23 protein-coding genes are annotated in these 25,802 nt (G+C 38.0%); 2 read left to right on the forward strand and 21 right to left on the reverse strand.

The annotated features are described in order from the left end of the window. Positions 1 to 387 precede the first annotated feature (387 nt). The 9 genes from HMPREF3116_RS08075 to HMPREF3116_RS08115 all read right to left on the reverse strand — a co-directional run bounded on the left by HMPREF3116_RS08075 (position 388) and on the right by HMPREF3116_RS08115 (position 9,894). Positions 388 to 1,044: a GntR family transcriptional regulator gene (locus tag HMPREF3116_RS08075; protein ID WP_070469067.1), complete on the reverse strand. Its 657-nt coding sequence runs from the start codon at positions 1,042 to 1,044 to the stop codon at positions 388 to 390. A 101-nt stretch (positions 1,045 to 1,145) separates the two neighbouring features. Further along, positions 1,146 to 1,889 carry a glycoside hydrolase family 73 protein gene (locus HMPREF3116_RS08080; RefSeq protein ID WP_083272819.1) on the reverse strand — a complete coding sequence of 248 codons (744 nt, stop codon included), beginning with the start codon at positions 1,887 to 1,889 and terminating at the stop codon, positions 1,146 to 1,148. A gap of 127 nt (positions 1,890 to 2,016) precedes the next feature. Continuing rightward, positions 2,017 to 2,730, reverse strand: a complete 714-nt coding sequence (locus HMPREF3116_RS08085; RefSeq protein WP_210382499.1) for an ABC transporter ATP-binding protein — start codon at positions 2,728 to 2,730, stop codon at positions 2,017 to 2,019. A gap of 9 nt (positions 2,731 to 2,739) precedes the next feature. Continuing rightward, a complete protein-coding gene (locus HMPREF3116_RS08090; RefSeq protein ID WP_070469072.1) occupies positions 2,740 to 3,513 on the reverse strand; it encodes an ABC transporter ATP-binding protein in 774 nt (257 codons plus the stop codon). A gap of 2 nt (positions 3,514 to 3,515) precedes the next feature. Beyond that, the gene (locus tag HMPREF3116_RS08095) at positions 3,516 to 4,502 is read right to left on the reverse strand and encodes a branched-chain amino acid ABC transporter permease (protein ID WP_070469074.1); all 987 of its coding nucleotides are present in this window, start codon (positions 4,500 to 4,502) and stop codon (positions 3,516 to 3,518) included. A gap of 7 nt (positions 4,503 to 4,509) precedes the next feature. After that, positions 4,510 to 5,388 carry a branched-chain amino acid ABC transporter permease gene (locus tag HMPREF3116_RS08100; protein WP_070469075.1) on the reverse strand — a complete coding sequence of 293 codons (879 nt, stop codon included), beginning with the start codon at positions 5,386 to 5,388 and terminating at the stop codon, positions 4,510 to 4,512. 417 nt (positions 5,389 to 5,805) lie between these two features. Then, positions 5,806 to 6,999, reverse strand: coding sequence for an ABC transporter substrate-binding protein (locus HMPREF3116_RS08105; RefSeq protein ID WP_083272820.1), 1,194 nt, complete (start codon positions 6,997 to 6,999; stop codon positions 5,806 to 5,808). A gap of 134 nt (positions 7,000 to 7,133) precedes the next feature. Further along, positions 7,134 to 8,321 (reverse strand): ABC transporter substrate-binding protein, encoded by a 1,188-nt coding sequence (locus tag HMPREF3116_RS08110; protein WP_070469079.1) that lies wholly within the window; start codon positions 8,319 to 8,321, stop codon positions 7,134 to 7,136. Positions 8,322 to 8,715: 394 nt separating this feature from the next. Further along, positions 8,716 to 9,894: an ABC transporter substrate-binding protein gene (locus tag HMPREF3116_RS08115; RefSeq protein WP_070469081.1), complete on the reverse strand. Its 1,179-nt coding sequence runs from the start codon at positions 9,892 to 9,894 to the stop codon at positions 8,716 to 8,718. 587 nt (positions 9,895 to 10,481) lie between these two features. On the opposite strand from HMPREF3116_RS08115, the gene HMPREF3116_RS08120 reads away from it, so the two are divergent. Then, complete coding sequence (locus tag HMPREF3116_RS08120) at positions 10,482 to 11,411, forward strand: AEC family transporter (RefSeq protein WP_070469083.1); 930 nt, start codon at positions 10,482 to 10,484, stop codon at positions 11,409 to 11,411. Positions 11,412 to 11,652: 241 nt separating this feature from the next. Here HMPREF3116_RS08120 and HMPREF3116_RS08125 read toward each other — a convergent pair whose 3' ends face one another. From HMPREF3116_RS08125 to HMPREF3116_RS08155, 8 genes are all read right to left on the reverse strand, one after another. Continuing rightward, on the reverse strand, positions 11,653 to 11,889 hold the full coding sequence (locus HMPREF3116_RS08125; RefSeq protein WP_070469086.1) for a hypothetical protein: 237 nt from the start codon (positions 11,887 to 11,889) through the stop codon (positions 11,653 to 11,655). Between the two features lie 261 nt (positions 11,890 to 12,150). Beyond that, positions 12,151 to 13,695 carry an ABC transporter permease gene (locus tag HMPREF3116_RS09245; protein ID WP_246819080.1) on the reverse strand — a complete coding sequence of 515 codons (1,545 nt, stop codon included), beginning with the start codon at positions 13,693 to 13,695 and terminating at the stop codon, positions 12,151 to 12,153. Positions 13,696 to 13,709: 14 nt separating this feature from the next. Beyond that, entirely contained in the window at positions 13,710 to 14,996 is a 1,287-nt protein-coding gene (locus tag HMPREF3116_RS09250) for an HlyD family secretion protein (RefSeq protein WP_246819081.1), read from the reverse strand. A 10-nt stretch (positions 14,997 to 15,006) separates the two neighbouring features. Continuing rightward, positions 15,007 to 15,708 (reverse strand): ABC transporter ATP-binding protein, encoded by a 702-nt coding sequence (locus tag HMPREF3116_RS08135; RefSeq protein WP_070469088.1) that lies wholly within the window; start codon positions 15,706 to 15,708, stop codon positions 15,007 to 15,009. 182 nt (positions 15,709 to 15,890) lie between these two features. Next, positions 15,891 to 17,111 carry a class I SAM-dependent rRNA methyltransferase gene (locus tag HMPREF3116_RS08140; protein WP_070469090.1) on the reverse strand — a complete coding sequence of 407 codons (1,221 nt, stop codon included), beginning with the start codon at positions 17,109 to 17,111 and terminating at the stop codon, positions 15,891 to 15,893. After that, positions 17,104 to 17,751 carry a VanZ family protein gene (locus tag HMPREF3116_RS08145; protein ID WP_070469092.1) on the reverse strand — a complete coding sequence of 216 codons (648 nt, stop codon included), beginning with the start codon at positions 17,749 to 17,751 and terminating at the stop codon, positions 17,104 to 17,106. Before HMPREF3116_RS08145 ends, HMPREF3116_RS08140 begins: the two co-directional genes overlap by 8 nt. Positions 17,752 to 17,790: 39 nt before the next feature. Further along, entirely contained in the window at positions 17,791 to 19,233 is a 1,443-nt protein-coding gene (locus HMPREF3116_RS08150; protein WP_070469094.1) for a sensor histidine kinase, read from the reverse strand. 2 nt (positions 19,234 to 19,235) lie between these two features. Then, positions 19,236 to 19,961: a response regulator transcription factor gene (locus HMPREF3116_RS08155; RefSeq protein WP_070469096.1), complete on the reverse strand. Its 726-nt coding sequence runs from the start codon at positions 19,959 to 19,961 to the stop codon at positions 19,236 to 19,238. 267 nt (positions 19,962 to 20,228) lie between these two features. Here HMPREF3116_RS08155 and HMPREF3116_RS08160 point away from each other — a divergent pair, with 267 nt between their 5' ends. After that, positions 20,229 to 20,609, forward strand: a complete 381-nt coding sequence (locus HMPREF3116_RS08160; protein ID WP_070469098.1) for a single-stranded DNA-binding protein — start codon at positions 20,229 to 20,231, stop codon at positions 20,607 to 20,609. A gap of 287 nt (positions 20,610 to 20,896) precedes the next feature. On the opposite strand, the gene whiA is transcribed toward HMPREF3116_RS08160, so the two are convergent. The 4 genes from whiA to HMPREF3116_RS08180 all read right to left on the reverse strand — a co-directional run bounded on the left by whiA (position 20,897) and on the right by HMPREF3116_RS08180 (position 25,572). After that, positions 20,897 to 21,841 carry a DNA-binding protein WhiA gene (gene whiA, locus HMPREF3116_RS08165; RefSeq protein WP_070469099.1) on the reverse strand — a complete coding sequence of 315 codons (945 nt, stop codon included), beginning with the start codon at positions 21,839 to 21,841 and terminating at the stop codon, positions 20,897 to 20,899. Positions 21,842 to 21,865: 24 nt separating this feature from the next. After that, the gene (yvcK, locus tag HMPREF3116_RS08170; protein WP_070469100.1) at positions 21,866 to 22,900 is read right to left on the reverse strand and encodes a gluconeogenesis factor YvcK family protein; all 1,035 of its coding nucleotides are present in this window, start codon (positions 22,898 to 22,900) and stop codon (positions 21,866 to 21,868) included. Further along, entirely contained in the window at positions 22,897 to 23,784 is an 888-nt protein-coding gene (gene rapZ, locus HMPREF3116_RS08175; RefSeq protein ID WP_070469101.1) for an RNase adapter RapZ, read from the reverse strand. Before rapZ ends, yvcK begins: the two co-directional genes overlap by 4 nt. Positions 23,785 to 23,847: 63 nt before the next feature. Beyond that, positions 23,848 to 25,572, reverse strand: coding sequence for a phospho-sugar mutase (locus HMPREF3116_RS08180; protein ID WP_070469103.1), 1,725 nt, complete (start codon positions 25,570 to 25,572; stop codon positions 23,848 to 23,850). Between the last annotated feature and the right edge of the window lie 230 nt (positions 25,573 to 25,802).

The raw sequence follows: 25,802 nt of genomic DNA on the forward strand, positions 1-25,802 counted from the left end.
AACAAGGTGCGAGCGAGACCGCTTAGCTCAACAACACTGGAAGACTAATGTAGTGGCTGATGCAATCAGCTACAAGTTAGTCTGAAGTGGACTTGAGCTGGTCGAGCGAACCCGATTAAACAGGATGTGATACAGAGCGTTAAGGCAGGAGACGATGGAAGATATAGGAGAAGTGATGGCACATCACGTACCCTATATCTGAAGCGGAGCCCTGACTGTTCTGGAGAGCTCGACTAACAAGGTGCGAGCGAGACCGCTTAGCTCAACAACTGCTAACGCATTTAAGCGAATAAGTGCTAAAGCACCAACTCGCTCATAAACCGGAAGACTAATGTAGTGGCTGATGTCATAAGAAAAGACGAACCCTTTAAGATTCGTCTGTCTTCATTATTTGTTGATTTGATAAAGAATTAATTGGTTTATCCAAATCCGAGCTTGCTTACGCGCCATCGCATAATCCTTATGTGCTAAAGCTTCCAACATCGTTGGATAGATTTCTTTCAAATCATTTGCTTCACGTTTGAAGGTTGAGTGATCTTCCTTCGCTTCTTTTATGTACAATTCATGCAGGGGTTGAATTGTATTCAAGGTAACCTGTCTGAAGTATGAGTTCGGATAAAAGGATACCAAGTAGGTAAACATTTTGAATTCAGTATCAAAGTAAGTTTCCAAGTCATATGCTGCAAGTGATTCAGAAATTTTTTGTTTCAGTTCTTCAACGCGCTCAATTTCTACTTGGACATCTTTATTCTGCATTTGCTGGAAGAGATTCATCGTTAACAATTCAATAAATTGTAGACGTTCTACAATCGCTCGTGCGTTTAGTGCATTTTTCGCCACTACTGCCCCTTTATATTGTTCAATACGAACATAATTTTCCTCAGCAAGTTGTGCCATGGCTTTTCGAACCGGCGTACGACTCATGCCTAACGTTTCTGCAATCTCCACTTCTTTTAAGTGCGTGTCTGGTAATAGCAAATTACTATCGATTTGTTCTTTTAGGTACTGATACGCAATGTCCTTATAGCTCTTACTCTTTGCCACAGTTCTACCCCCTATAAAAAGTACAATATACCGAAATATTGTTCATCTTTTATAATACACTTGAACAGTAACCAATGCAAATGAATTTTCTTCCACTAAAGCTATTGGACTTGGTCGTCAAATCGAGTTAGTTCGTATCTTTCTATCACATCGATTAAAGATTCCGCATAATTAGGGTCTGTAGCATATCCTGCTTCTTGTAAGGCATAGGCTGCCTCTTGATAGGAACTTGCATTCAAGACGCTATCATAGTGTGTGTCATTCCAAGACGTACCATTTGCAAGTAACCGTCCATGATCAGCCACTGACTCTTCCCAAGACTGATAAACCCGAAACGGTTCATCCACAGTTATATATTGCCCATTCACAAATTCTTTGGTGGGTAGATCTACACTTGGATCGTTTGGATTATACGATTTACGCCCAAATAAATTAAAATAATTGCTAGATAATTGACTTTTACCAAAATTAGATTCCAATATTGCTTGAGCGGTCACAATACTTGGCAATACGTGAGAATTTGGATATTCAGTGACGGCATACTGGCCAATTAAATCCACAAATTCCTGGTCTGTATACACAATATCTATCTCTGAGCTAGACGTCTCGCTTGATGAAGGTACCCCTTGTTGGTCTTGTAGAAGGAAAAAGAGCATTAAACCAAGAATTGCAATTGTGCCTAACCATATTTCTTTACGACGTTGTGCCCGTCTTTTCTTTGAGATATATCGTGTTTTTTTAGGTTTTATTTTTTTGAAGGCCTTTCTAAATGTCCGTCGCCATCCTTTGAACCAACCTTGCCAACCAGTTAATCTGCGCTTTCTTTGCTTCTTTTTCTTTGCCAAAATATTGTCACCTCCCTTGCAAAACTCTTATTTTGGACCATAATTGGGCCATTTTCCTTGCATTATACATAAAAAGCGTTGAGTAAACCATTACGATTACTCAACGCTTATATTAAGAATATATAATCTATCCCAATGCCCCACCAAGATAAGCTTCTTGTACTTTCTCAGAAGTTAATAATTCTTGACCAGTTCCTGATAATAAAATCTTACCAGTTTCCATCACGTAAGCACGGTCAGAAATGCTTAACGCTTGCTTGGCATTTTGTTCAATCAGTAGCACTGTTGTACCAGCTGCATTGATTTCTTCAATAATATTAAAGATTTGTTGGATGAATAGTGGCGCTAATCCCATTGATGGCTCATCTAACAATAATAATTTTGGCTTAGCCATTAAAGCTCTTGCCATGGCAACCATTTGTTGTTCCCCACCTGATAAAGTCGCTGCGTCTTGGTTTAAACGCTCTTTAATGATTGGGAAGTATTCAAATGACTTTTCCATATCTTCTTTTAACCCATCACGGTCTTTACGCGTGTAAGCGCCCATTAAAAGGTTCTCCTTAACTGACATCCCTTTAAATACGTGACGCCCTTCAGGTACTTGAGATATACCTGCCTGTACAATCTTCATTGCGTTGGATTTTAGGATATCTTGTCCTTCGTAAAGAATTTGACCACTTTTAGCTGGTTTAATTCCTGAAATTGTCCGTAGAGTTGTGGATTTACCTGCACCATTTGAGCCAATCAAGGACACAATCTCACCTTGATTTACTTCAAAGTTAATGCCTTTAATCGCTTCAATCATACCGTATGAGACTTTCAAATCTTTTACCTGTAACATTGTCATATTTTACTCGCCTCCTAAGTATGCTTTAATAACAGCCGGATTACTTTGGATTTCGCTAGGTGTACCATGGGCGATTAATTTGCCGTATTCTAATACATAGATACGCTCACATACATTCATAACAAGGGACATATCATGCTCAATAAGCACAACTGTAATATCGAAATCCTTTTGAATTTGACGAATTAACTCTGTTAAGTTTGCTGTTTCATTAGGGTTCATACCAGCTGCAGGTTCGTCTAAAAATAAGATTTTTGGCTCAGTAGCCAAAGCACGGACGATTTCTAGCCGACGTTGTTGCCCATATGGTAAGTTTTTCGCTTTTTCATATTGTAAATCTTGTAGATTAAAAATGCTTAGCAATTCAATCGCGCGTTCTCTCAGTTCTTCACGATTCTTATAATAACCTGGCGTACGTAATACACTTGACCAGAAACTAGCCCCGTGTTTTGTGTGTAAGGCAACTAACACATTATCTAAAACAGTCAAACTACCAAATAAGCGGATATTTTGGAAGGTTCTAGCTAAACCATAACGGTTGATTTCACTTGGCTCTTTACCATTTAATACAACTTCACCTTCGTTAGTTGATAATTTTACTTCCCCTGAACTCGGCGCATAAACACCAGTTAATAAGTTAAATAAAGTCGTTTTACCTGCACCATTAGGGCCGATTAAACCAACTAATTCATTCTTTTCTAATTCGATATTTACATTTGATACAGCGGCTAACCCGCCAAAATTTTTATTTAAATCTTTGATCGTTAATAATGACATGGTTACGCCTCCTTTTTATCTGATGTTTTCTTCTTACGGTTCAATAATTTGCTAAATTGTAATTCAAAATCCCCCATCAATCCAGATGGTTTAAATACCATTATGGCAATAATCGCAATACCATATACAACCATACGCAATTGACCTAAAGGCGCTAGTACTGAGTTTAGTAGACCCAAGGCGATTGCCGCAACAAATGAACCTGTCACTGAACCGATACCCCCGAATACAACGATAATTAAAACATCGATTGAACGTTGGAAAGTAAATTGTGATGGATTGATTACTGAGAAGTAACCAGCATATAAAGTACCAGCGATTGATGCAGTAATAGCACCAATTACGAAAGCAATAATTTTATATTTAGTTGTTTTTACCCCAACAGATTCAGCAGCAATTTCATTTTCCCGAACAGCAATTGTTGCACGTCCTGGACTAGAATGAATAAAGTTTACAATTAATAATGTTGTTAAAACGATAATGATAAATAAAGTAATCCAAGTAACGTTCATTGGAATACCTGAAATACCTGCTGCGCCGTTGGTAATTTCTAAGTTTTGAATGATAATACGGATAATTTCTGAAGCCCCTAGCGTAGCGATAGCTAGATAGTCACCTTTCAAGCGTAGCGTTGGCACACCTACAATCAAAGCAACAACTGCCGCTAAAACAGCTCCAGCTGCCATACCTGCATAGAAGCCAATAGGCCCTGGAATACGCATTGAAAGGATAGCACCTACGTATGCCCCAATCGCCATAAATCCAGCATGCCCAAGCGAGAATTGACCCGCATAACCAACTACCAAGTTTAAGCCGACAGCCAAAATCATATTAATGCCAATTGTGATCATAATATTTTGATAGAACGACGTTACTAATCCCATTAAATAGGTTGCCATGATTATGAAGAATAATCCTAAAATCATACAAATCCATGTTATTGTAGATTTAGTAAAGAAGTTCTTTGCCCATGATTCTTTTTTCATCATAATCCTCCTATACTTTCTCTTGTGTGCCTTTACCTAACAATCCGCTAGGTTTAAAGACTAGAACAATAATTAAAATTAGGTAAACAGCTGCATCTCGCCAGGTTGATAAACCGATCATTGAAACCATTGATTCAACAACTCCGATAAAAATACCACCTAGCATGGCTCCAGGAATTGAACCAATCCCCCCTAATACTGCGGCTACGAACGCTTTAATACCTGGTGTTAGTCCCATAGTTGGCGAAATAGAGTTATAGTAAATACCTACTAATACCCCACCAGCACCAGCTAATGCTGAGCCAATAGCGAAAGTAAAGGAAATGATATTATCTACGGAAATCCCCATTAAACGTGCTGCATCAGCATCTACCGATACTGCGCGCATACCTTGACCCATTTTTGTTTGACGAACAATATATTGTAAGGCAATCATCAAAATAATTGTTACAATGAAAATCACCACTTGTTGGGTGGAAATCGTGAATAAACCTAAATCCAATGATAAATTTGGTAATGATGTGGGGAATGCACGAACTTCTGGTCCCACAAAGTAAATCATAAAGTTTTGTAATAGGTAAGATACCCCAATTGCTGTAATTAAGGCTGCAATACGTGTGGATTTACGTAAAGGTTTGTATGCCACTCGCTCAATAATTACCCCTAAAATTGCTGTAAAAATCATGGTTAAAATAAGTGCAGGAATGATATTCATCCCTAATCCCGTAATTAACCAAAATCCAAAAAAGGCCCCAACCATATAAACATCACCATGCGCGAAGTTAATCAAGCCGATAATGCCGTATACCATTGTATAACCTAAAGCCATAAGGGCATAAATACTACCCAAAGAGAGTCCGTTTACAAGCTGTTGCAAAAACATCTCCATTTATTTCACTTCCTTTTCCTTTTTCTAAATACACGTGAGCTCACTCACTACAAATATAATCCAATATATTTGATGTTTGTTTATCATTATGGCTACATCATTTAATTGATCATGTCACATTTAATCTTATAAGATTAAATGCGCCTCCCTATAAATAGAAAATAGACCAAGTTACCGCAAATGCCATAAGTTTAAGACTGGTTTCATTATAAGAATATGCCAAATTTTATGCAATATTTTTTAATAATTTTCTAATTAAGTTTTGAGTTCATCATATTTTTGGCACTATTAACGCTTTGTATCCTCATTTTCATCCATAAAATAAGGGAAGTCCTAGCTTTCAAAAGACAAACGTGTACAAAGTTTGCATTTTATCTAGAACTTCCCAAATTTGTTTTTATTAAATGGTCAGACTACTTATTCACTCACAATGTCTTCAGGAGAGATTGTAGTTGTACCTACAACTTCACCATCTTGCATTTCTAGAATATAAGCGGTCTTGATTGGATTATGTTGGTCATCAAATGAGAATGTTCCGGTTGCACCCGAAAATTCGTCAGTTTCTGCAATTGCAGCTGTTACTGCTGCTGGATCGCTTGATCCTGCACGTTCAATCGCATCGATTGCTAAATTAGCAGCATCAAAACCTAGAGCAGCAAACATATCTGGTGTTTTACTATATTCAGCTTCATAGGCTTCTATGAATGTCGCCGTTACATCTGTTGCACCCTCCCCTGTTGTATAGTGGGAAGTGTAATAGAAGTCGGTCACATTTTCTGCACCAGCTAAATCAATAAACTCTTGGCTACCAAAACCATCTGGTGCCAAAATAACTGCATCCATTCCCTTTTCACGCGCTTGTTTAACGATTGGCCCACCTTCTGAATAGTAACCAGCTATAAAGATAACGTCCGGATCGTTAGAAGCAATATTATTGAGGATTGAATTGAAGTCAGAATCACCTGCAATATATGACTCGTTTGCTACAATATTACCTTGAAACTCTTCTTCAAACGTAGCAGATAAGTGCTGTCCGTAATCAGTTGAATTATCTTGGATAATTGCAGCAGTTTCATAACCTTCACCATTAGCAAAACTCGCAAGTGCTGAACCTTGGAAAGCATCTTGGAAAGCTACACGGAAAACATAATCTAATGTATTACCAGAACTATCAACTGTAAGTGTGTCACCCGTTGCAGCTGGCGCAATCATTGGGATTTGAGCATTGGTTCCAGTTGGAATTTGTGCTTCAAATGCACCTGTTGTTGCTGGCCCGATAATCATTTTTACATTCTCTTCATCAATTAGGCGGGTTGCCGTATTGGCAGACTCATTGGGATCAGTACGGTTATCACCTTCTACATATTCGATTGATTGACCGTTTATGCCACCAGCTTCATTCGCTAATTTAAAAGCTAACTTAACCCCTTCATTCGCTGGGCCACCATAGGCTGCACCAGCACCAGATAAGTCCCAGTTCCCACCAATCTTGATAGTATCTTCAGTACTTTCGCTAGTTGAACTTGCTTGATTAGATGTTTGCGTCACTGAACCACAGGCCGCTAGCATCATTAAAGAACCCATTGTTAAAAGCATCTTTTTCATTTTCATCATTCATTCCTCCAAATTTTATATTTGGAACAATAAAGATAAGACTAACATTAGTATAAGATGGTTCTCTATAAAAAGCAATTTAATTTTAATTTTATTTTAATTTTAAAAAGCGTCAATGTGACAAAAACACCTTAGTTCGCCAAGCTATCTGGGGTTACTGCTGAAGTGGCTACTTCTTCCCCATTTTCCATTTCAATGATATAAGCAGTTTTTACTGGGTTGTGGTCTTCATCAATTGAGAATGTACCTGTTACACCTTCAAAATCAGTTGTTTCTGCTAAGGCATCTGTAATTGCTTGACGATCATCTTCACCAGCACGTTCTGCTGCGTCTGCTACTAAGTATGCTGCATCGTATCCTAAAGCATCAAACATATTAGGTGTTGAACCATATTCTTCTTTAAATGCTTGGACGAATTCTGTTGTTTTGTCTGTTGCACCTTCACCAGTTGTATAGTGTGCTGTGTAGTAGAAGTTATTTACGTTACCAGCACCCGCTAATTCAACAAATTCTTCTGCTCCGAAACCGTCTGGTGCTAGAATTGCTGATTCAATCCCCTTTTCACGAGCTTGTTTTACAATAGAACCACCTTCAGTATAGTAACCAGCAATAAAGATTACATCAGGTTTTTTGGAAGCTACATTATTTAAAATGGAATTAAAGTCTGTATCCCCTGATACATATGATTCTGTACCCACAATTTCGCCATCAAAAATATCATCGAACTCTGCTGCTAAATTTTGACCATAGTCAGATGAGTTATCTTGGATAATTGCTGCTGTTTCATAACCTTCTTGGTTAGCAAATTCTGCTAATACAGCACCTTGGAAAGCATCTTGGAAAGGCACACGGAATACATATTCTAATACATTACCAGAACTGTCCATTGTTAATGAATCACCTGTAGCTGCTGGTGCAACAACTGGCACACTAGAAGCTGTCGCTGTTTGAATTTGGGCTTCAGTCGATCCTGTTGTATCTGAACCAACTAAAACAGAGATATTCTCTTCATCAATCAAGCGAGCAGTTTGTGTAGTAGATTCTGTCGCATCTGACTTGTTGTCTACAGAAATGTAGTTAACTTCTTTACCTAATACACCACCATTTTCATTAATCTCTTTAAAGGCTAATGCTGCACCATCATTAATCGCCGTACCATAAGCAGAAAATGCACCTGATAAACCGAAGTTACCACCAACATTGAAAGTTTCGTTATCTCCAGTCGTTGATGCTCCTGAATTGTTAGTAGATGTTGCTGCACCACATGCTGCTAAAGTGACAGCCGAAAGTAAAGTTAAAGCTATTTTTTTAAATTTCATCTATATGTCCTCCCCAGAACGATATTTTTTATTTCGTTTTTGACTCACATTTAAACGCTAGTGCTCAATTATTATTTTCTATAAAAAAAAACGACAGCCCCTAAAGGACCGTCGTTCTAACCAAGGCCCTCTTCAACGAGAAATAGGACCCTACATATTTGTAGAATCCTCCCTAGTTAATAATAATAATAATGTTGGCATAAGTTAGTGAAACAAGACTATTCACATTATAGGATTGTTTTACAGTTGTTTTCATCTTGCTTCACCGCCTTTCTAATTTGTTCTTAATGAGTTGCTATTAATATATCAGAGTTTTATAACAGTTACAAGGTCTTTATTAAAAAAATGCTAGAAAATTCGTATAATCTTTTTAACAAAGCAAAAGTACTAAAAATTATTCTGGCGCTACCGCTGTTGAGCCAACTACTTCGTTATGTTGAATTTCTTGGATGTAAGCTGTTTTATTTGGCGTATGATCATCTTTCATTGTAATCGCACCTGTTACCCCTTGGAAATCGGTAGTATTGGCTAAAGCTTCAGCAATCGCTTGGTTATCTTCAGACTCAGCTTCTTCTACTGCATTTGCATATAGGTAAACTGCATCATAACCTAAAGCAGCAAACTCATCAGGTGCTTTACCATAAGCAGATTGGAAGGCTGCTGAGAATTCTTTTGAAGCTAGTGAGGCATCTTCATCAGAAGCAAAGTGAGAAACAAAGTAAATATCATTCATATTCTCTTCGCCAGCCAATGAGCTCAACTCTTCTGATGCTAAACCATCTGGTCCAACAATTGCCGCTTCGATACCCATTTCACGGGCTTGTTTAATAATTGTTCCTGCTTCAGTATAGTAACCTGCGATGAAGATTACATCTGGATTTGAAGATTTAATATTCGTCAAGATAGAAGAGAAGTCCGTATCCCCTGCTACGTAAGATTCAGTTGCTACTACATCCCCCTCAAAAGCTGCTTTAAACTCGTCTGACAAAATTTGTCCATAGTCTGAAGAGTTATCTTGCATAACGGCTGCAGTTTCATAACCTTGATCATTTGAAAAACGTGCAATCGCCCCTCCTTGGAAAGAGTTTAGAAAGGCTACTGAGAATCCATATGCATATGCTTCACCGTTTGCATCTAAAGTTGCACCATCACTGGTTACCGCTGGTCCGATGAAAGGCACTTGCGCTTGTGTTGCCGCATTAATTTGTGCTTGATAGTTAGCTGTTAACGAAGGCCCAACAATAGCTGATACACCTTCTTCATCAATCAAACGTGCAGCAGCAGATGCAGATTCGTTGGCATCCGATTTATTATCTGCTTCAACATATTCAATTTGTTTCCCGTCGATACCACCTGCTTCATTGATCTCTTCAACAGCCAGCTTAGCTCCGTTATTAATATCATTACCGTAACCCGCTGCTGAACCCGTAAGTTCAAAGTTCCCACCGATTTTAATCGTATCTGAACTGGTAATAGAATTTGAGCTAGATGTTTGTGTTAAATTTCCACAACCCGCAATGACTATTGTGGAAAGCAACATCACCGAGAAACGTTTCATACCTTTAATATTCATTAAAATACCTCCTAGTATATCCACTAATTTTTTTAACGATTGATTTTTTAGATATCCTTTAACCATTCATCAGAAAAAAGACATGCCCACCCTCAAAAAATATCTCTATATTTTCGTTAATAACCATTTTGATTAGCCTAAATTGAACCAAATAAAAAAGCCAGTACTTCGTGAAACACGAGCCACTGGCTAATTAGCTAGGCCCATATTTCATGAGAAAAAGGACCCTACATCTTATTGTAGAACCCTAACTAAGCTAATAAAGGTAATAACGTTGTATAAGAAATACGAATGGGGCTTGAGGCCCAAACAGCCATTGATTGTTCTTTATTCATGGTACCTCGCTCCTTTCGTTTTTCTGAGTTGATTATAATATACCAAATTAAATTCTAATAATAAAGCTTTATTTTAATCATTTTATCATTTAATTTTAAATCTATCAAAAATACCCCCTAAATTGACTGTAACCGCTTTTATCAATCCTTTTTTTGCTTCTTTTTACTCATTTATATATTTTCGATGCTATTTAGAAAACATGTATAAAAGCTTTGCTATACTTAGGTGAATACAAATGGAGGAGTGAAGTTATGACATCTATCATTCAAATGATGATTTTGGTGATGATTATGTTTATTGGATTTGTTGCTGAACGACAACAAATATTCAGTGACCACATTCAAAGTGACATGGCGCAAATGATTACTGTAGTTACAGCACCCGCTTTAATCTTATCTACTATCAACTCATCCGGTGATTTAGGTACAAAAGGCGATGCTATCAACTTTCTCATTATCGCTTTTACCACTTGGTTTATTTTTATTGTTTCGTCTTTCTTTGTTCCCAAACTATTAAAGGCACCCAAAAGCATGATTGGCACTGTCCAGTTTCTTACTGTTTTTCAAAATAACGGTTTCATGGGGCTTCCTTTAATTCTCGCATTATACGGGCCTGGCGCTATGTTCTATGCATCTTTAGTGAATATCCCTACGAATCTTTTTATCTATAGCTTTGGGGTTTGGGCGATGAGCCGCGGTAATGATACTGATTTAAATCCAGGTCAATTAGCGAAAAAACTTTTCCTTTCACCAGGATTTTTAGCAGGATTAGCTGCTTTAATCTTCTTCCTAATGGGTTGGCAGTTGCCATCTATCCTTGAAGAAACGATGGCTATGGTCGGCGCTGCAACAACACCTTTAGCCATGATGGTTATTGGGATGGCAATTGCCCATTCCAATATCCAACATGCTTTTACGGATGGTCGTGTATACTTGTTAATGGCCATTAAAATGATTGCTTTACCAATAATTATTTTTCTGATATTCCGTCATTTTATCAGTAATGAATTGATTCTTTCTACCTTGATTGTGACGATTTCAACACCCGGTCCAGCAGTTGCCACTTCATATGCCTTACTATACAAAGGAGACATTACATTCTCAACTAATTATGTCTTCTTATCAACCTTAGCTTCAGTTGCCACTATCCCTTTATTAATCAATATCTTAGGTTTAGCATAACATTAAATGACTATTACATTTTTAAATCATACATAGCAAAAAAGATGGCAGTTTCTCGTTTAATAGAGAGAGCCATCTTTCATTTTTTATATGGGTCATCACCTCCTGCTACAACTTCATTCGATACCTCTTCAACTAGTATTTCACTGACATTCATTAACAAGGTTTGATATTTCGCCTAAAAAAAGAAGCAGGTCTCCTATAACGGAAAACTGCTTCATATAAAATCATATTAAAAAGTTTAACTACCTAAAGAAACATTAATATCTTGATCATACTGATTATCTAGCATACCACGCTGACAGTATGCGATGTCGTCTTCAATGCGGCAAATCTTAACCAATTCATTTTGAACGAATTCGCCATCAGGAATTGCACTTTTTGCCTTATAGACCATTTGATCCACTAAAACGCGAATTTCGCCAGACTGGTCTTTTGTCACTGGTTCAACAACAATTGCTACCCTATTCATCAACATTATTATCTCCCAAATATCTAAATACAGCTATCAGTCCCACCCATTTTATAATCTTTATTAAGACCTGTCAAATATTGCCAAGAAAGCTTTTCCTATCATTTTCTTATTGAAAACGTATTACTTGAACGGACGATTTCATTAATACCCCTATCTCTTCATATAATTCATCAAGCGATTGCTACACCTACCCTCAAGTTAATCTACATATCAAAGAAAAAATAACGGTGTGACCAAAATGCCACACCGCCAAAGTTGTATAGATTAATCCTCTTCTTTTAAGGCTGAAACCATTTCTACTTTCTTCAGTTTGTAGTGCATAAAGATCATCACCACAATTGAAAAAGCTAAAGTAATTAAACTTGCATATAGGTAAGATTGCCGTAAGATGACTATCGGGAAGAATACTTGGTCAATGGCTACCGTATTTAAAATGTAGCTTAGGAGATTATATCCTAAAATGTCCCCAATAATAATCCCAATCACGGTTAAGATTAAGGTTTCTCGGTAGACATACATACTCACTTCAACCGACCTAAAGCCCAGTACTTTAATCGTCGCCAGCTCATGCATTCGCTCAGATACATTAATATTCGTTAATGAATATAGGACAATAAATGCTAATCCTCCTGCAGAAATGACTAAGACGACTGTCACTAAGTCAAGTGCTGACAAGGTATCTTTAAAATCACTAATTTGACTTGCATTCAAGCTAGTGCCAATCACACCGGTTTCGTCTTTTACTTGATCCATGATTTGCGTTTGGTCTGTTGTGGATAGATTATTCTCAAATTGGACCAGCGCTGTATTGTTTTCACTTTCTTCACTAAATACTGTTTGATAGTAAGTGTCTGTCATGTATATTTCATGACCTAGATAGTTGGTGATGACCCCTTTTACAGAAAATGTATAAGGATCATTATTGGTATCAATTAATGTCACAGTGTCCCCTGCTTGTACGCCAAGTAAGGAGGCTAATTTAGCGGTAATTAGGATACCATCTTCTGAAAGAGACAGTTGATTTTCTGTATCTAGCTCTTGCATTTGGAAATAATCACGGTAATGACTGTCAGATTTGAATGCCATGACACTCACGATTTGTTGGGTAATTGTTTCATCATCTGTCATCAAGATATTTTGGGTTAAAGGTAAGACATCTTCAACGTTATCATTATCGGTTAAGTCACTTATCACTTGGTCCCGGTCTTCTTGGTTAGCATCCATATTTAATGAGATGCTACCATCATACATTTTCACCTGGTTGAATTGTTCATCTGGTAAACCAGAAATAGAGTCAGATAAACCAAATCCAGTCACAATCAACATGGCACAGCCAGCGACACCAATAATCGTCATTAAATTACGCCCCTTATAGAGGAAGATATTCCGCCAAGTAATTTTGCTTTGGAAGCTTAAACGGGACCAGAAGCCTTTAAATCTTTCAAGAAAAATATGCTGACCATTCTTACCTGTTGCTGGTTGTAATAGTCGCGCCGTTTTCTCATTTAGGGTAGTCCTAGTTGTTAACCAAGCCGGTACAACAGTTGTGAATAAGGATATACCTACTGCAAACGAAATATCTACAAATTGCCATGTATAAATAATGCCCGGTAAGGCGACCGTCTCGGCAAAGGCTGATACGATAATATTAGGGAACAAGTAGTTACCAATAGCAATCCCAATAACCATCCCTAAAATAGCCGCTGAACCTGCATACATAAGATATTTAGTTTGAATTGTACGTGAACTATAACCTAAAGCTTTATATGTACCGATTTGTACGCGTTGCTCGGTCACCATTCTTTGCATATTGGTGAAGGATACTAGAGGGCTGCAATCAGGAAGAAAATAATAGGAAATGCTTGGCCAATTGTTGCCATGTTGTCTGCATTATTCTCCCAAGCTGTATATCCTGACACGCTAGAACGGTCATTGATTGAATAAGTAGGCTCACTCAAATCGGCTACTGTTGATTCAGCATCAGAGATATGAGATTCAGCGCTAGATAGAGACGTTTCTGCTGCTTGGCTTTCACTTTCATAGTCACTTCTAGCTTGGTTAAGTTCACTTTGGGCAGCATCTAGACTGGATTGGCCAGCTTCTAACTGAGCGGCCACACTAGACATACCCGCTTGTTCTAAGGATACGCCTTCTGGTAATTGCGCTTCAACTAGACTTTGTTGTTGGTCCAAGTCATCTTGACCTGCATCAATTTCTGATTGTGCTTGCTTTAATTCATTTTCACCAGAAGTTAATGCTGACCTAGCGGAAGCAATTTCTTCTTGTCCAGAGGCAATTTCTGATTCAGCTTCTGTTACTTTTTCTTGATAAATTTCCCTTGGCCGGTCAACAAAAATATCCTCTATTTCAGCTTGTTTATCTGCAATGACTTGGTCATATTCATCTGAATACGCTTCTAAGTCATCAACTGCAGTCGCATCAATAGCGATATTGGTGTAAGTATCACCTGTAATGGCATTAGGCGCTACAACTGCAAAACCGTTTAATTGCCCATCTCCGATCGCAGAAGCGCCACGACTAATATTGGAGATTTGAAGCGGCGTATTGACGTAACCAACAATTGTGAACTGGTCTCCTGATAATTGTGGTAACTCGTCTGTTTCTTGATCACTATCCACACCTAAATCAGTCATTGTTACTTCTTGGCCAATCTGATAGGCATCCGGATTACCTTTTACCAATTGTAGGTCAATCGCTATCTCATCGTTTGCTTTCGGTAGTCGTCCCTCTTGTACATCAAATTGGTTGATATCCGTCATATCATTGAAATTTGGATAGAAACGTACCAAGTCGTCACTGACTGCTATTTGCCGATCAACATAGGCATATGGTATATATTCAATATCTTGAACATCCTCTAATAAAGCTAGGTCATCTTCATTCAAACCCATTGTGGATTGAATAGACATATCTTCTAAGTTGGTTTGGTTAAAGTACTTATCAGCAATTGCAATCATATCAGGCGCAGCAACTCGAATGCCCACAAAGAACCCTGTGCCTAGTGCAATAATCAATAGAAGCGCTAAAAATCGTCCAAGCGTATGTTTAATCTCACGAAAACCATCCAACCATATTTTTTTATTTTTCATCCACTACCTCCTACCATTCAATATCTTGAATTGGCACTGGTTGCGCATTTAATGTTTGCGATGAAACAGCTCCGTCATTGATTTTGATGACACGGTCAGCCATCGGTGCAATCGCTTGGTTATGGGTAATGACAACAACTGTTGTCCCCTGTTCATTGGTTAAGTCTTGTAGAAAGCCTAAAACCTTTTTCCCGGTTTCATAATCTAAGGCACCAGTTGGTTCATCACAAAGGAGTAACTTGGGGTTTTTGGCAATTGCCCGAGCGATAGATACGCGTTGTTGCTCTCCGCCTGATAATTGTGATGGGAAATTGTCTTTACGATGGTATAACCCTACCCCTTGTAAGGCCTCCTTAGCTGCAAGTGAATTATCTGAAATTTCTTCTGATACTTCCACATTTTCAATGGCCGTTAAATTAGGAATTAAGTTATAATTTTGGAAAATAAATCCCACCTCATCACGCCGATAGTCTGTTAAGCCTTCTTCATTGTATGCAGCAATATTTTTTCCTGCTACTAACACCTCACCTGAAGTTACTGCATCCATACCACCTAAAATGTTTAATAAGGTTGATTTTCCGGCTCCAGATGGTCCCAAAATCACCACAAATTCGCCTTCTTCAATTTCTAAATTCACATGGTCATTGGCTAAAATCGCCGTATTCCCTGTCCCATATTGTTTTACAACATCCTTTAAATGAATATAGGCCATTACACAACACCATACTTTCCTTTTAATTTACCCAAATTTATGCATCTTTTCTCTTTGTCACGTTTAATCATAGCTTACTCAGTCAAGAAAATAAAAGCATGATCTATTCACTATTCGTTATAGAAAGAGGGCATATGATATGACTACCATAAACCCTCTACTATCTACTTATATTACTAAATTTATAATTTTTGGAAGATCTCTACTTTTAAGTAATCACTTTCTGGATTTCCTTTTGGTGCCGGGAAATCTACTGGTAAACCAAAGTCAGCTACTGGCATGATATCTACGTTAGCATCATCAGAACCTTCAGCGATTTGTTTAATAAAGTCTTCTTTTGTCATGTTTGCGGCATTTGTTGAACTCACTAAGTAACCACCCTTATTTAGGATAGCTAACGCTGAAGCAACTAATTTCCGGTAATCTTTATTGGCTTGAAAAGTATGTTTCTTCGTACGTGAGAATGACGGTGGGTCCAGTACCACGATGTCAAAGCGTAAATCATGTGTTTTGGCATAATCTAAATAGTTAAATACATCCATAACCCGTACTTTATGTTGGTCACCAATCTCTAACCCATTGGCCTGGAACTGTTCTGCTGTCAGTTGCAGGCTTCGTTTTGCCACATCAACACTCATGGTTTCAGCTGCGCCACCTAGTGCTGCAGCCACAGAAAAAGCACCTGTATATGAGAATAGGTTTAACAATGATTTACCTGGTGCAATTTCTGTTTGAATATAATTACGAACATTTCGTTGATCTAAGAAAATTCCTGTCATCCAACCATCATCAAGTCGTACGATGTAGTTTACCCCATTTTCTTGCACAGTTAATGTTTCTGGAATATCACCAGCTAAAACTTCTGATTGCTTATTCGTGCCCGTACCATCTAAGTTGAAGCGGTTTTTCCCAACAATACCTTTTAATTCAGGATATACATTGTTTAATGCTTCCAAAATAATGGCTTTATAACGGTAAATACCTTCAGAATACCATTGAATCAAGGCATAACCTGCATACCAATCAATTGTGAAACCACCGATACCATCCCCTTCACCATTAAAAATACGGAAGGCAGTTGTCATATCATCGATTAACAAAGTTTGACGCTGATTTTTAGCTGCTTGTAATTTTTCTTGTACAAAATCAAGATCAGCTAATAATCCTGTATCCGCATTTTGATCTCTTGTTAAAATCCAACCGATACCTTTATGTTGTTTGGCTAAGTAGCCATATCCTAAGAATGCATGGTCGATACCAATGATTTCAACCAATTCACCTTCAGTAAATGATGGTGGGTTTACGAAATCTTTTTCAGTTAAAAGGATTTGTCCTTTTTCCACTTGGGTTGTTGCCCACTTACGTAATGTCTTTTTTGGTAATTGTGCGTTCTTTTTAACCATTTATTTTTCTCCCTTTAATGTATCTGTTGCTTAATTTCAAAATATCATATATGAGATAGCCAATGATGACCCCTGCGCCATTAAAAATGACATCATCTATATGACTAACCCCTGTTTCTAAATAAAATTGCATGGTTTCAATTGATACGCTAAATAATAATCCCCAAAATAAAGTGATGAAGAAAGCCCCTTTCATCCGAAAAATATAAGGGAACATCATACCAAAGGGAAAAAACCAAACAACATTTCCAAAGAAGTTATACCAATATGAAAATGTAGACCCATTTCTTAACTTAATAGTATCCACAAGTGGTACCCAATTTAATTCACTCAGGGACCGTTCAAAATTAAAAGTCGCCTGCCACCATTGCCAATCATAACGTAATACTGTTAAATGTACCAACAATATCATGTAGGTTGCAAAGGTGAATTTAATGACTTCTCTAAGCCAGTCAATCGAATAATCTGCGTTCTTCATCCGTTTATAGAAAATGATTCCTGCCTGGATAACCAATAAAGCAATCATATACAAAAGCGTTTTATCCAAGCTAAATAGTGATAGCGCTACTAAATGAAAATTTAAGATTCTACCTGCAGAAACCTCTTCTAACCATGTGAGTAACGGCCCTAAAAAATACATCTTTCTTCAATCCTTTTATTACCAGTCGATGCTTTAAAACTATTCGACCTGATTTCTTTCTGCTAATTTTTCACGGTTGAAAAATACCAACGTAAAGATTGTCCCAACACCAGCTTCACTTTCCACATGTATAGTCGCTTGATGCAGTTCAACCAGTTGCTTGACAATGGATAAACCTAAGCCAGATTCTCCGAACTCATTATTCTTTCGAGAAATATCTGCCTTATAAAATCGCTCCCAGATATTTTCAACCTGTTCTTCCGTCATCCCCATGCCTGAATCCTTTATTTTAATATAAGTTTCGCCATCTTGAAAGGTGCAAGACATAAATATTTCGCCATAATTAGTAAATTGTACCGCATTTTGAGTGATATTAAAGATAATTTGGTGGAACCGGTCATAATCAGCGTAGATGGGCACTTCATCTGCCATATCAATCTCAAATTTAGTATGTTTTGCTTTAGCTGTTTCAGATAATTGTAGTGAAATATCCCTTAACACTTCTGCAGCATTAAAGGTTGATTTATTCAATACAATTTCATTAGCCCTAATTTTTTCAATATCCAAGTTTTCGTTCACCAAACGATTTAACCGGTTAGCTTCCTTATACATCAAGTCCACACTACGATCAATCTTATCTTCCGGTATTACTTTCTGCCGAAGTCCTTCTAGCAAACCAATCATCGTCGTTAAAGGTGTTCGAATTTCATGTGCAACATCCATCATCAATTGGCGACGAATTTTTTCTTGGCGGTCAATTTCCACTTCCGATTCACCAAGCGCAACTGCCATTTGGTTGAAGTCAGTAGCCAAGTCATCAAATTCATCAATATTACTTACAGCCAAACGCACTGAATAATCTCCTTGTGCAATTTGTTGCGTAGCCTCTTGGATACGGCGAATCCGTTTATTTTGATAACCGGCAATAATGACTGAAAAGATAACGGCAATAATGAGCGCGATCATTATCCCTTTGACCACATTTTGAATCAAATTGTCAATCACCGCATCTGATTGACTAGATGGCACCCCAATCGCTAAATAACCCGCATAAGATTGATCCTCTGAATTCGTTAGTGGCATGAAGATGGCTAGCGCATCCCCATTCTTGTCTGTAATCCCCATTTCAAAGGTTCGCAAACCAAGATTATGACCATTTTCCAAAGCTGTCATTTCTTCTTTTGATAGTTGGTCATTTGGTACAACGGCTGCTTTGTTATGTGGGTATACCAGTTCATTATCCGCATTGAAGTAAAATAACTTCATATTGGAAGACTCGAGTAAAGGTTCCATCGTCGCTAAAAATTCACTTGAAATGGTCTGACCGGAAATAAAATGCGCGATATCATTCAATTGTTGTTCTTGACGAAGGAGCACCTGGTCCTTTGAAAAAGAAAACAATGTTACCCCCATAGCAGCGATTGTCATACCAATCACTACCAGAAAGCTCAGTATCTGTTGGTAAAAAAAGTTCAATTTCATGATCAAACACCAGTTTCATCAAATTTATAGCCTACTCCCCAGACCGTTTGAATCAATTGTGGACCGTACGCTTCCATTTTTTGACGAAGCTTTTTAATATGGGCATCTACAGTACGCTCATCACCATAAAAAGGATCTTCCCATAAAGTGGTTAACAAATGCTCACGAGTAAAGACTTGTTTTGGTCGACCAGCTAATAATTGCAGAATTTCAAATTCTTTAGGCGTTAAATGTTGAATTAATTGATCCTTATAAAAGGCTTCTCGGTTTTGGCTATTGATGCGGATATATTCTGTTTGAATATCAAATTCATCACTGGCATCCTGCCCTTCACTCGTTTCAGTTGTTGATTCCGTTAGTTGGCTACGGCGATATAAAGCACGCATCCGGGCCATGAAGGTGATTGGATCAAATGGTTTGGTCACATAATCATCTGCACCTAGACCTAGGCCAAGCACCTGCTCACTCTCTGCATCACGAGCAGTCAACATAATAATCGGTACTTGCTGATTTTGTTGACGAATATCACGACAAATTTGAATACCATCTTTACTTGGTAAATTTAAATCTAAAATGACCATGTCAATTGTTTCTTCATTTGCTAAATAGTGTTGCCACCCCTCTTCACCATCTTGGATAAAGGTTGCTTCCCATCCTTGTTGTTGTTCAAAAAACATACTCATCATTTCTGCAACACTTTCGTTATCTTCAATCATCAAGATGTTCATGTTTTCTTCCTCCTTATAAAATATGCTTATGTTTACTTTAATTTAGGCTTCGCGATGTATTTTTAGTAGATTAAGACAAATTGCGCTATTCCCCTATATTGTACCCTAAAATACGAATTCACCGATGAACTTTACCGATCTTTTGACCTAATTTTACAAAATATCAAAATTTTATAAAGTTTTTAGGTGGATTTGGCGAATGAATACGTATGTAATAGATTAGAGGGCTAACCTCTAGTTGAATCAGATACCTTAGGAGGATGAAAAATGAATCAAGTGCAATTAATCGGACGTTTAGCAAGAGATGTGAATTTGACTGAAATTTCTAACAATCGCCAAGTTGTCAATAATGCCGTTGCGATTAACCGCAAAGGTAAAGATGGTAGCGACCATGTCGACTTTATTCCTATCACAGCATGGAATGGCACAGCAAAATTGATTGCTACCTATATGAAAAAAGGAGATGAATTAGCAGTTGTTGGCCAATTACGTATGCGTCAATTTGAAAATAAACAAGGTCAACATATCTCAACTATAGAAGTTCAAGTTTCTGAAGTCACATTCCTCCGCAAAAAGATTGGTGTTGACCAACCACAGAACCCTGACGAGCAATTAATGGCCAATATCGAGACCCTAATTTTAGACTAAAAACCTATTCTTCCCCTAAACCCCGCTTTCTAGCATAAGCATGCCTGTATTAGGCAAATAAGCTAGAAACGTTGGTCAAAAAATAGTCTAAGATATCCATAAGCGTGTTGAAAATGACCAATTCTTAGGGCATATTTTTTGCACCGATATTCCTCTTCATCGCTTTGATAAACTGACTCGTCCTAATCTTTCTTATCATCAGCTGATCACCTGCAAATTGATTCAGCTATATAAAAAGTCTTGCTACTGGAGTTTAATCGACTACAGTAGCAAGACCTTTTATTTCTTTATTTTGTGATCGCCGTGCTTCTTAGTTGCTCAGCATATTGATTAATCTTACGGAGTCTATGATTGACACCTGATTTAGAAATAGGTTCACCTTCAACCAATTCCCCTAATTCTTTAATAGATGCTTCGGGGTTTTCCAACCTTAATAAAGCAATCTCTTGCAATTTTTCTGGTAATTCTCCAATACCCACTGTTGCTTGAATCAATTCAATATTTTCAACCTGTTTGGAAGCTGCTGTCACAGTCTTATTTAAGTTAGCATTCTCACAGTTAACAATTCGGTTAACTGAATTTCGCATATCACGCACAATCCGAATATCTTCAAACTTTAACATTGAGGCTGTTGCCCCAATTAAGGCTAAGAAATCTGCAATCTGTTCTGAACCTTTTAAATAAGCAATATAACCAGATCGACGTTCAATTGATCGAGCGTTTAAATTGAATTGGTTCATCATCATTACTAAGTCTTCGCAATGCTCTTGATATACTGAATATATTTCTAAATGATATGACGATTTTTCAGGATTATTTACTGATCCACCTGCTAAGAATGCACCACGCAAGTATGAACGACTCCGCTGTTCATTCTCCATCATTTCCGCTGAAATATTTGGATTAATCACCAGGCTATCTAGAATATCTAAATCTTTTAGAATTTCTTCAACATGGTCTTTCACCCTTACAATATAGATATTATTTTTCTTTAATTTCATTTTCTTACGCACAACCAACTCACCGAGGGTATGATAAAATTCCTTTAACAGTGAGTAGATTCGTCGTGCAATTGCGGCATTTTCTGTCTGTACATTTAGAATCAAATTGCCACCCGTCAGAGAAATTGTGCCGTTCATACGTAAAATAGCTGCTAGCTCTGAACGTGCGTGCTCATAGTCCACAGTTAGCTGAGTGAGTTCTTTCTTTACATCTCCTGCAAATGAAGCCACCAGCTCACCTCTTTCTTATTCACTTTATTTTATGCGATCGTTCATGACATCCATAATGGCGTCGACTAACTTATCCTGATTGTGATATACACCACTTTTCTCAAGATTTAAAAAGTCACAGCGAACTACCTGACATTCTTGTTCAGCCAATCCCAGACGGTCTTGAGTGATTTGGACTAAGTAGTCTTTTTCACTCGCCCCTTCAAGGTATTCATAAGGTACCGGTGTTTTATTCAACAATACCGTATCAATGGCTTTTGAACCCAAATGTTCATTTACTACACATACATGGTCTGCGTCAGAGAAATGCTCAGTCTCACCGAGTTGTGTCATGATATTACAAATATAGACAACTTTAGCGGGCGTGTCAACAATTGCGCTTCTAATCTCTTCAATTGCTACGTTCGGTAAAATTGACGTATACAAGGATCCTGGTCCTAAAATGACCATATCAGCTTGCATAATTTCAGAGACAACCTCTCGTCCAGCACGGAGTCCAGCGTTCGCCTTATTTTGACCAGCAGCTAATGTATCTTGTTCACTTGCTAGGCGAACAGTCACTTTTTGGATCTGATCTGGATGCGCAACAATCGCCGTCTCCCCCTCTATCATCGTGCCATCTGCAAAATGTCCTTGTAGCACTAAGGCTTCTTCACAAGCTGGCAATACCTTACCATCTATATTCATCATATAAGAAAGTAGGCGCAAAGCTGCAAAAGTATCGCCTCTCATTTCGGCAATAGCAGCAATAATCAAATTACCAATGGCATGGCCTGAAAATTCTTTATCCTCTTCACTAAATCGATATTGGAACACATCTTTATATATTTTCTTCATATCCGATAATGCGACTAGACAGTTGCGAATATCACCAGGAGGAATCGTACTAACTGCGTTACGTAATGAACCACTGGATCCACCATCATCAGAAACTGTGACGATAGCTGTGACATTACAACCAGCATTCTTTAGTCCTTCCAATAGAATGGGTAGACCCGTTCCGCCTCCGATAACTGCAACCTTTGGCCGTCTATCCGGACGTGAATGTTTGTTTATCACGATCTATTCACCGACTCTTTTCTTTTTGTGCGATCACGATGGATGATGTTGACCTTGTAACCTAGGTCTTGAATATGGTGGGCAATACGCTCAGTCAATGCTATTGATCGATGTTGTCCACCTGTACAACCAATTGTAATCGTCAGACTGGATTTTCCTTCTTTTTCGTATAAAGGTAATTCAAAATCTAATAAATCAATAAATTTACGATAGAAAGTTTCTGTTTCTGGTTGCGACATCACATAGTCATAAACAGGTGCATCAAGTCCTGTCATGGGACGTAATTCATCAATATAATGCGGGTTTGGTAAGAAGCGTACATCCATAACGATATCTGAATCGATTGGTAAACCGTACTTAAAACCAAAAGACATCACATTGACTGTGAAATGGCCTTCCTCTTCTGTTTGAAATTCTGTGAGTAATAATTCACGGAATTTTCGTGGCGTTAAGTTCGTTGTATCAATCACTGTAGATTCGATACGAATATCATGTAGTAAAGCTTTTTCTTTTTGAATCGCTTCTAAAACGGATACGCCTTCTTTTTCAAGTGGATGGACACGACGCGTTTCTTTATATCGTGCAACCAAAGTTTGATCATCTGCTTCTAAGAATAATACAGAGATTTCAATCGTGTTGGTGTTATCCATTCCATTGATTTCCGTTAACAATTCATCAAAAAATGATCGTGAACGTAGATCAACCACTAAGCAGATTTTACTAATCTTACCTGTCTCTTTGATTAGATCCCAGAATTTAGGCAATAGTGATGGTGGCATATTATCTACACAGTAGTAACCCATGTCTTCGAAGCTTTGTAGTGCGACTGTTTTACCCGCACCACTCATACCTGTAATAATGACTAATTTTAACTGATCATTCATTTTATTTTTTCCTCCTTGAAATGGAGATGAAAGATTAATCGATCGATACCAGAAAGCACCCACTTAAGCAGTTAGTTCGTTTAGGGCTGCCTCATAAGCCTGAATTTTTGCTTGCGTCGCTTCTGGTGAATCAGCTACAACACCAATATAGAATTTAATTTTTGGCTCTGTACCTGATGGTCTAACCGCAATCCATGTTTCATCTGCTAAATAATATTTTAATACGTTTGATTTTTCCATGCCTAATGACTCAGAACGGCCATCAGCAAACTGACGTGTATCTTGTAAGTAGTCTTCTGTTTCAACCACTTTTTGGCCAGCAATTTCACTTAAGCCTTCTCCACGTAAGTTTGTTAGAATAGCTTCAATTTTTGCTGCACCTTCTTGCCCAGGTAAAGTCACTGAGATGGTTTTTTCTTGGAATGTGCCATATTCAGTAAATAGGTCTTGTAACCCATCGTAAGCAGTCTTCCCTCGTTTTTTATAGAAAGCAGCAACTTCAGCTAATAATAAAGTTGCTTGTACTGCATCTTTATCACGCACAAAAGCTTTCACTAAGTAGCCATAACTTTCTTCAAAGCCGAATAAAAAATGCTTACTTCCGTCAGCTTCATAGTTTTTAATTTTTTCTGCGATAAATTTGAAACCAGTCAATACATTCACTGTTTCAACATCAAATGCCTTAGCGATTGTTGTTGGCATTTCACTGGATACGATAGATTTTAAAATCACACCATTATCTGGTAAAGTACCGGTATTTTTCTTAGCTGTTAAAATATAATGGGTCATTAATGCCGCAATTTGATTGCCGGTAATCACTTGGTAATCACCATTCGGTAATTTCACTGCAGCCCCCATCCGGTCAGCATCAGGGTCGGTTGCAATCAGGATATCTGCGTCATTGGCCTCACCATAGCGCTCAGCAACTTCAAAGGCGCCTGCTTCTTCTGGGTTTGGTGACTGAACTGTTGAGAAATCAGCATCTGGTTCTTTTTGTTCAGTTACATAAGTAACATTAGTGAAACCTGCATCCGCTAGCGTACGTTCCACCAACATTTGTCCTGTACCATGTAATGGTGTATAAACGATAGATACTTGATCAGCCATTTCATCAATTACAGCCTGATCAACAACAACTGATCTCATGTTGTCTAAGTATTTTTGATCAATTTCTTCGCCAATAATCGTAATTGTACCATCAGCTATCAAAGCTGCCTCATCCCCCACCTCAACTGTTAAGGGATTCTCTACTGCACGCACATTCGCTGTGACTGCATCAGCGTCTACTGGTGGCATTTGACCACCATCTTCACCGTATACCTTGTAGCCATTATAGTCGGCAGGGTTATGGCTAGCTGTAATCATAATCCCTGCAAAGGCATTTAATTCACGGACTGCAAAGGATAGTTCAGGGGTTGGACGAAGAGACTCGAATACATATGACTTAATACCGTGAGCACCTAAAGTCTTCGCTGACTCCATTGCAAACTCTGGTGACATATGACGTGAATCATAAGCAATTGCCACTCCTCGATCTTTAGCATCTTGACCATAATCTTCAAACAATTTAGCTAATCCTTCAGTTGCTTGACGAATGGTATAAATATTCATCCGGTTAATACCGGCACCTAAAATACCGCGCATACCGGCCGTACCAAAACTCAAAGGTTGATAAAAAGCATCTTCAAGCAATTTATCATCAGCTTCTATAGACGCTAAATCCTCCTTCAAAGTACTATCTAAGTCTTCAAAATCACGCCATTGTTTATAAGTTTCTTTCCAGTTCATAGTGTAGCCTCCATCATTTTTAAAGCGATAACATCTTATTCATATTGTATCAAATTTTATGTAAAAAGATATATCAAAGCCATGTTCACCTTACAATTTCATATGAAAGGCCAGCTTAAAGCGCCTTTTTAATCTCTTCAATGAAAAGAGGCTGGGACAAAAATGTCTCAGCCTCTCTTTGCTATATAAGAACGTTTATCATTGGATTCCAAAAGTCAGCATTGTCCGAT

The sequence above is a fragment of the Aerococcus sp. HMSC10H05 genome, assembly GCF_001806975.1.
GTDB lineage: Bacteria > Bacillota > Bacilli > Lactobacillales > Aerococcaceae > Aerococcus > Aerococcus viridans_B.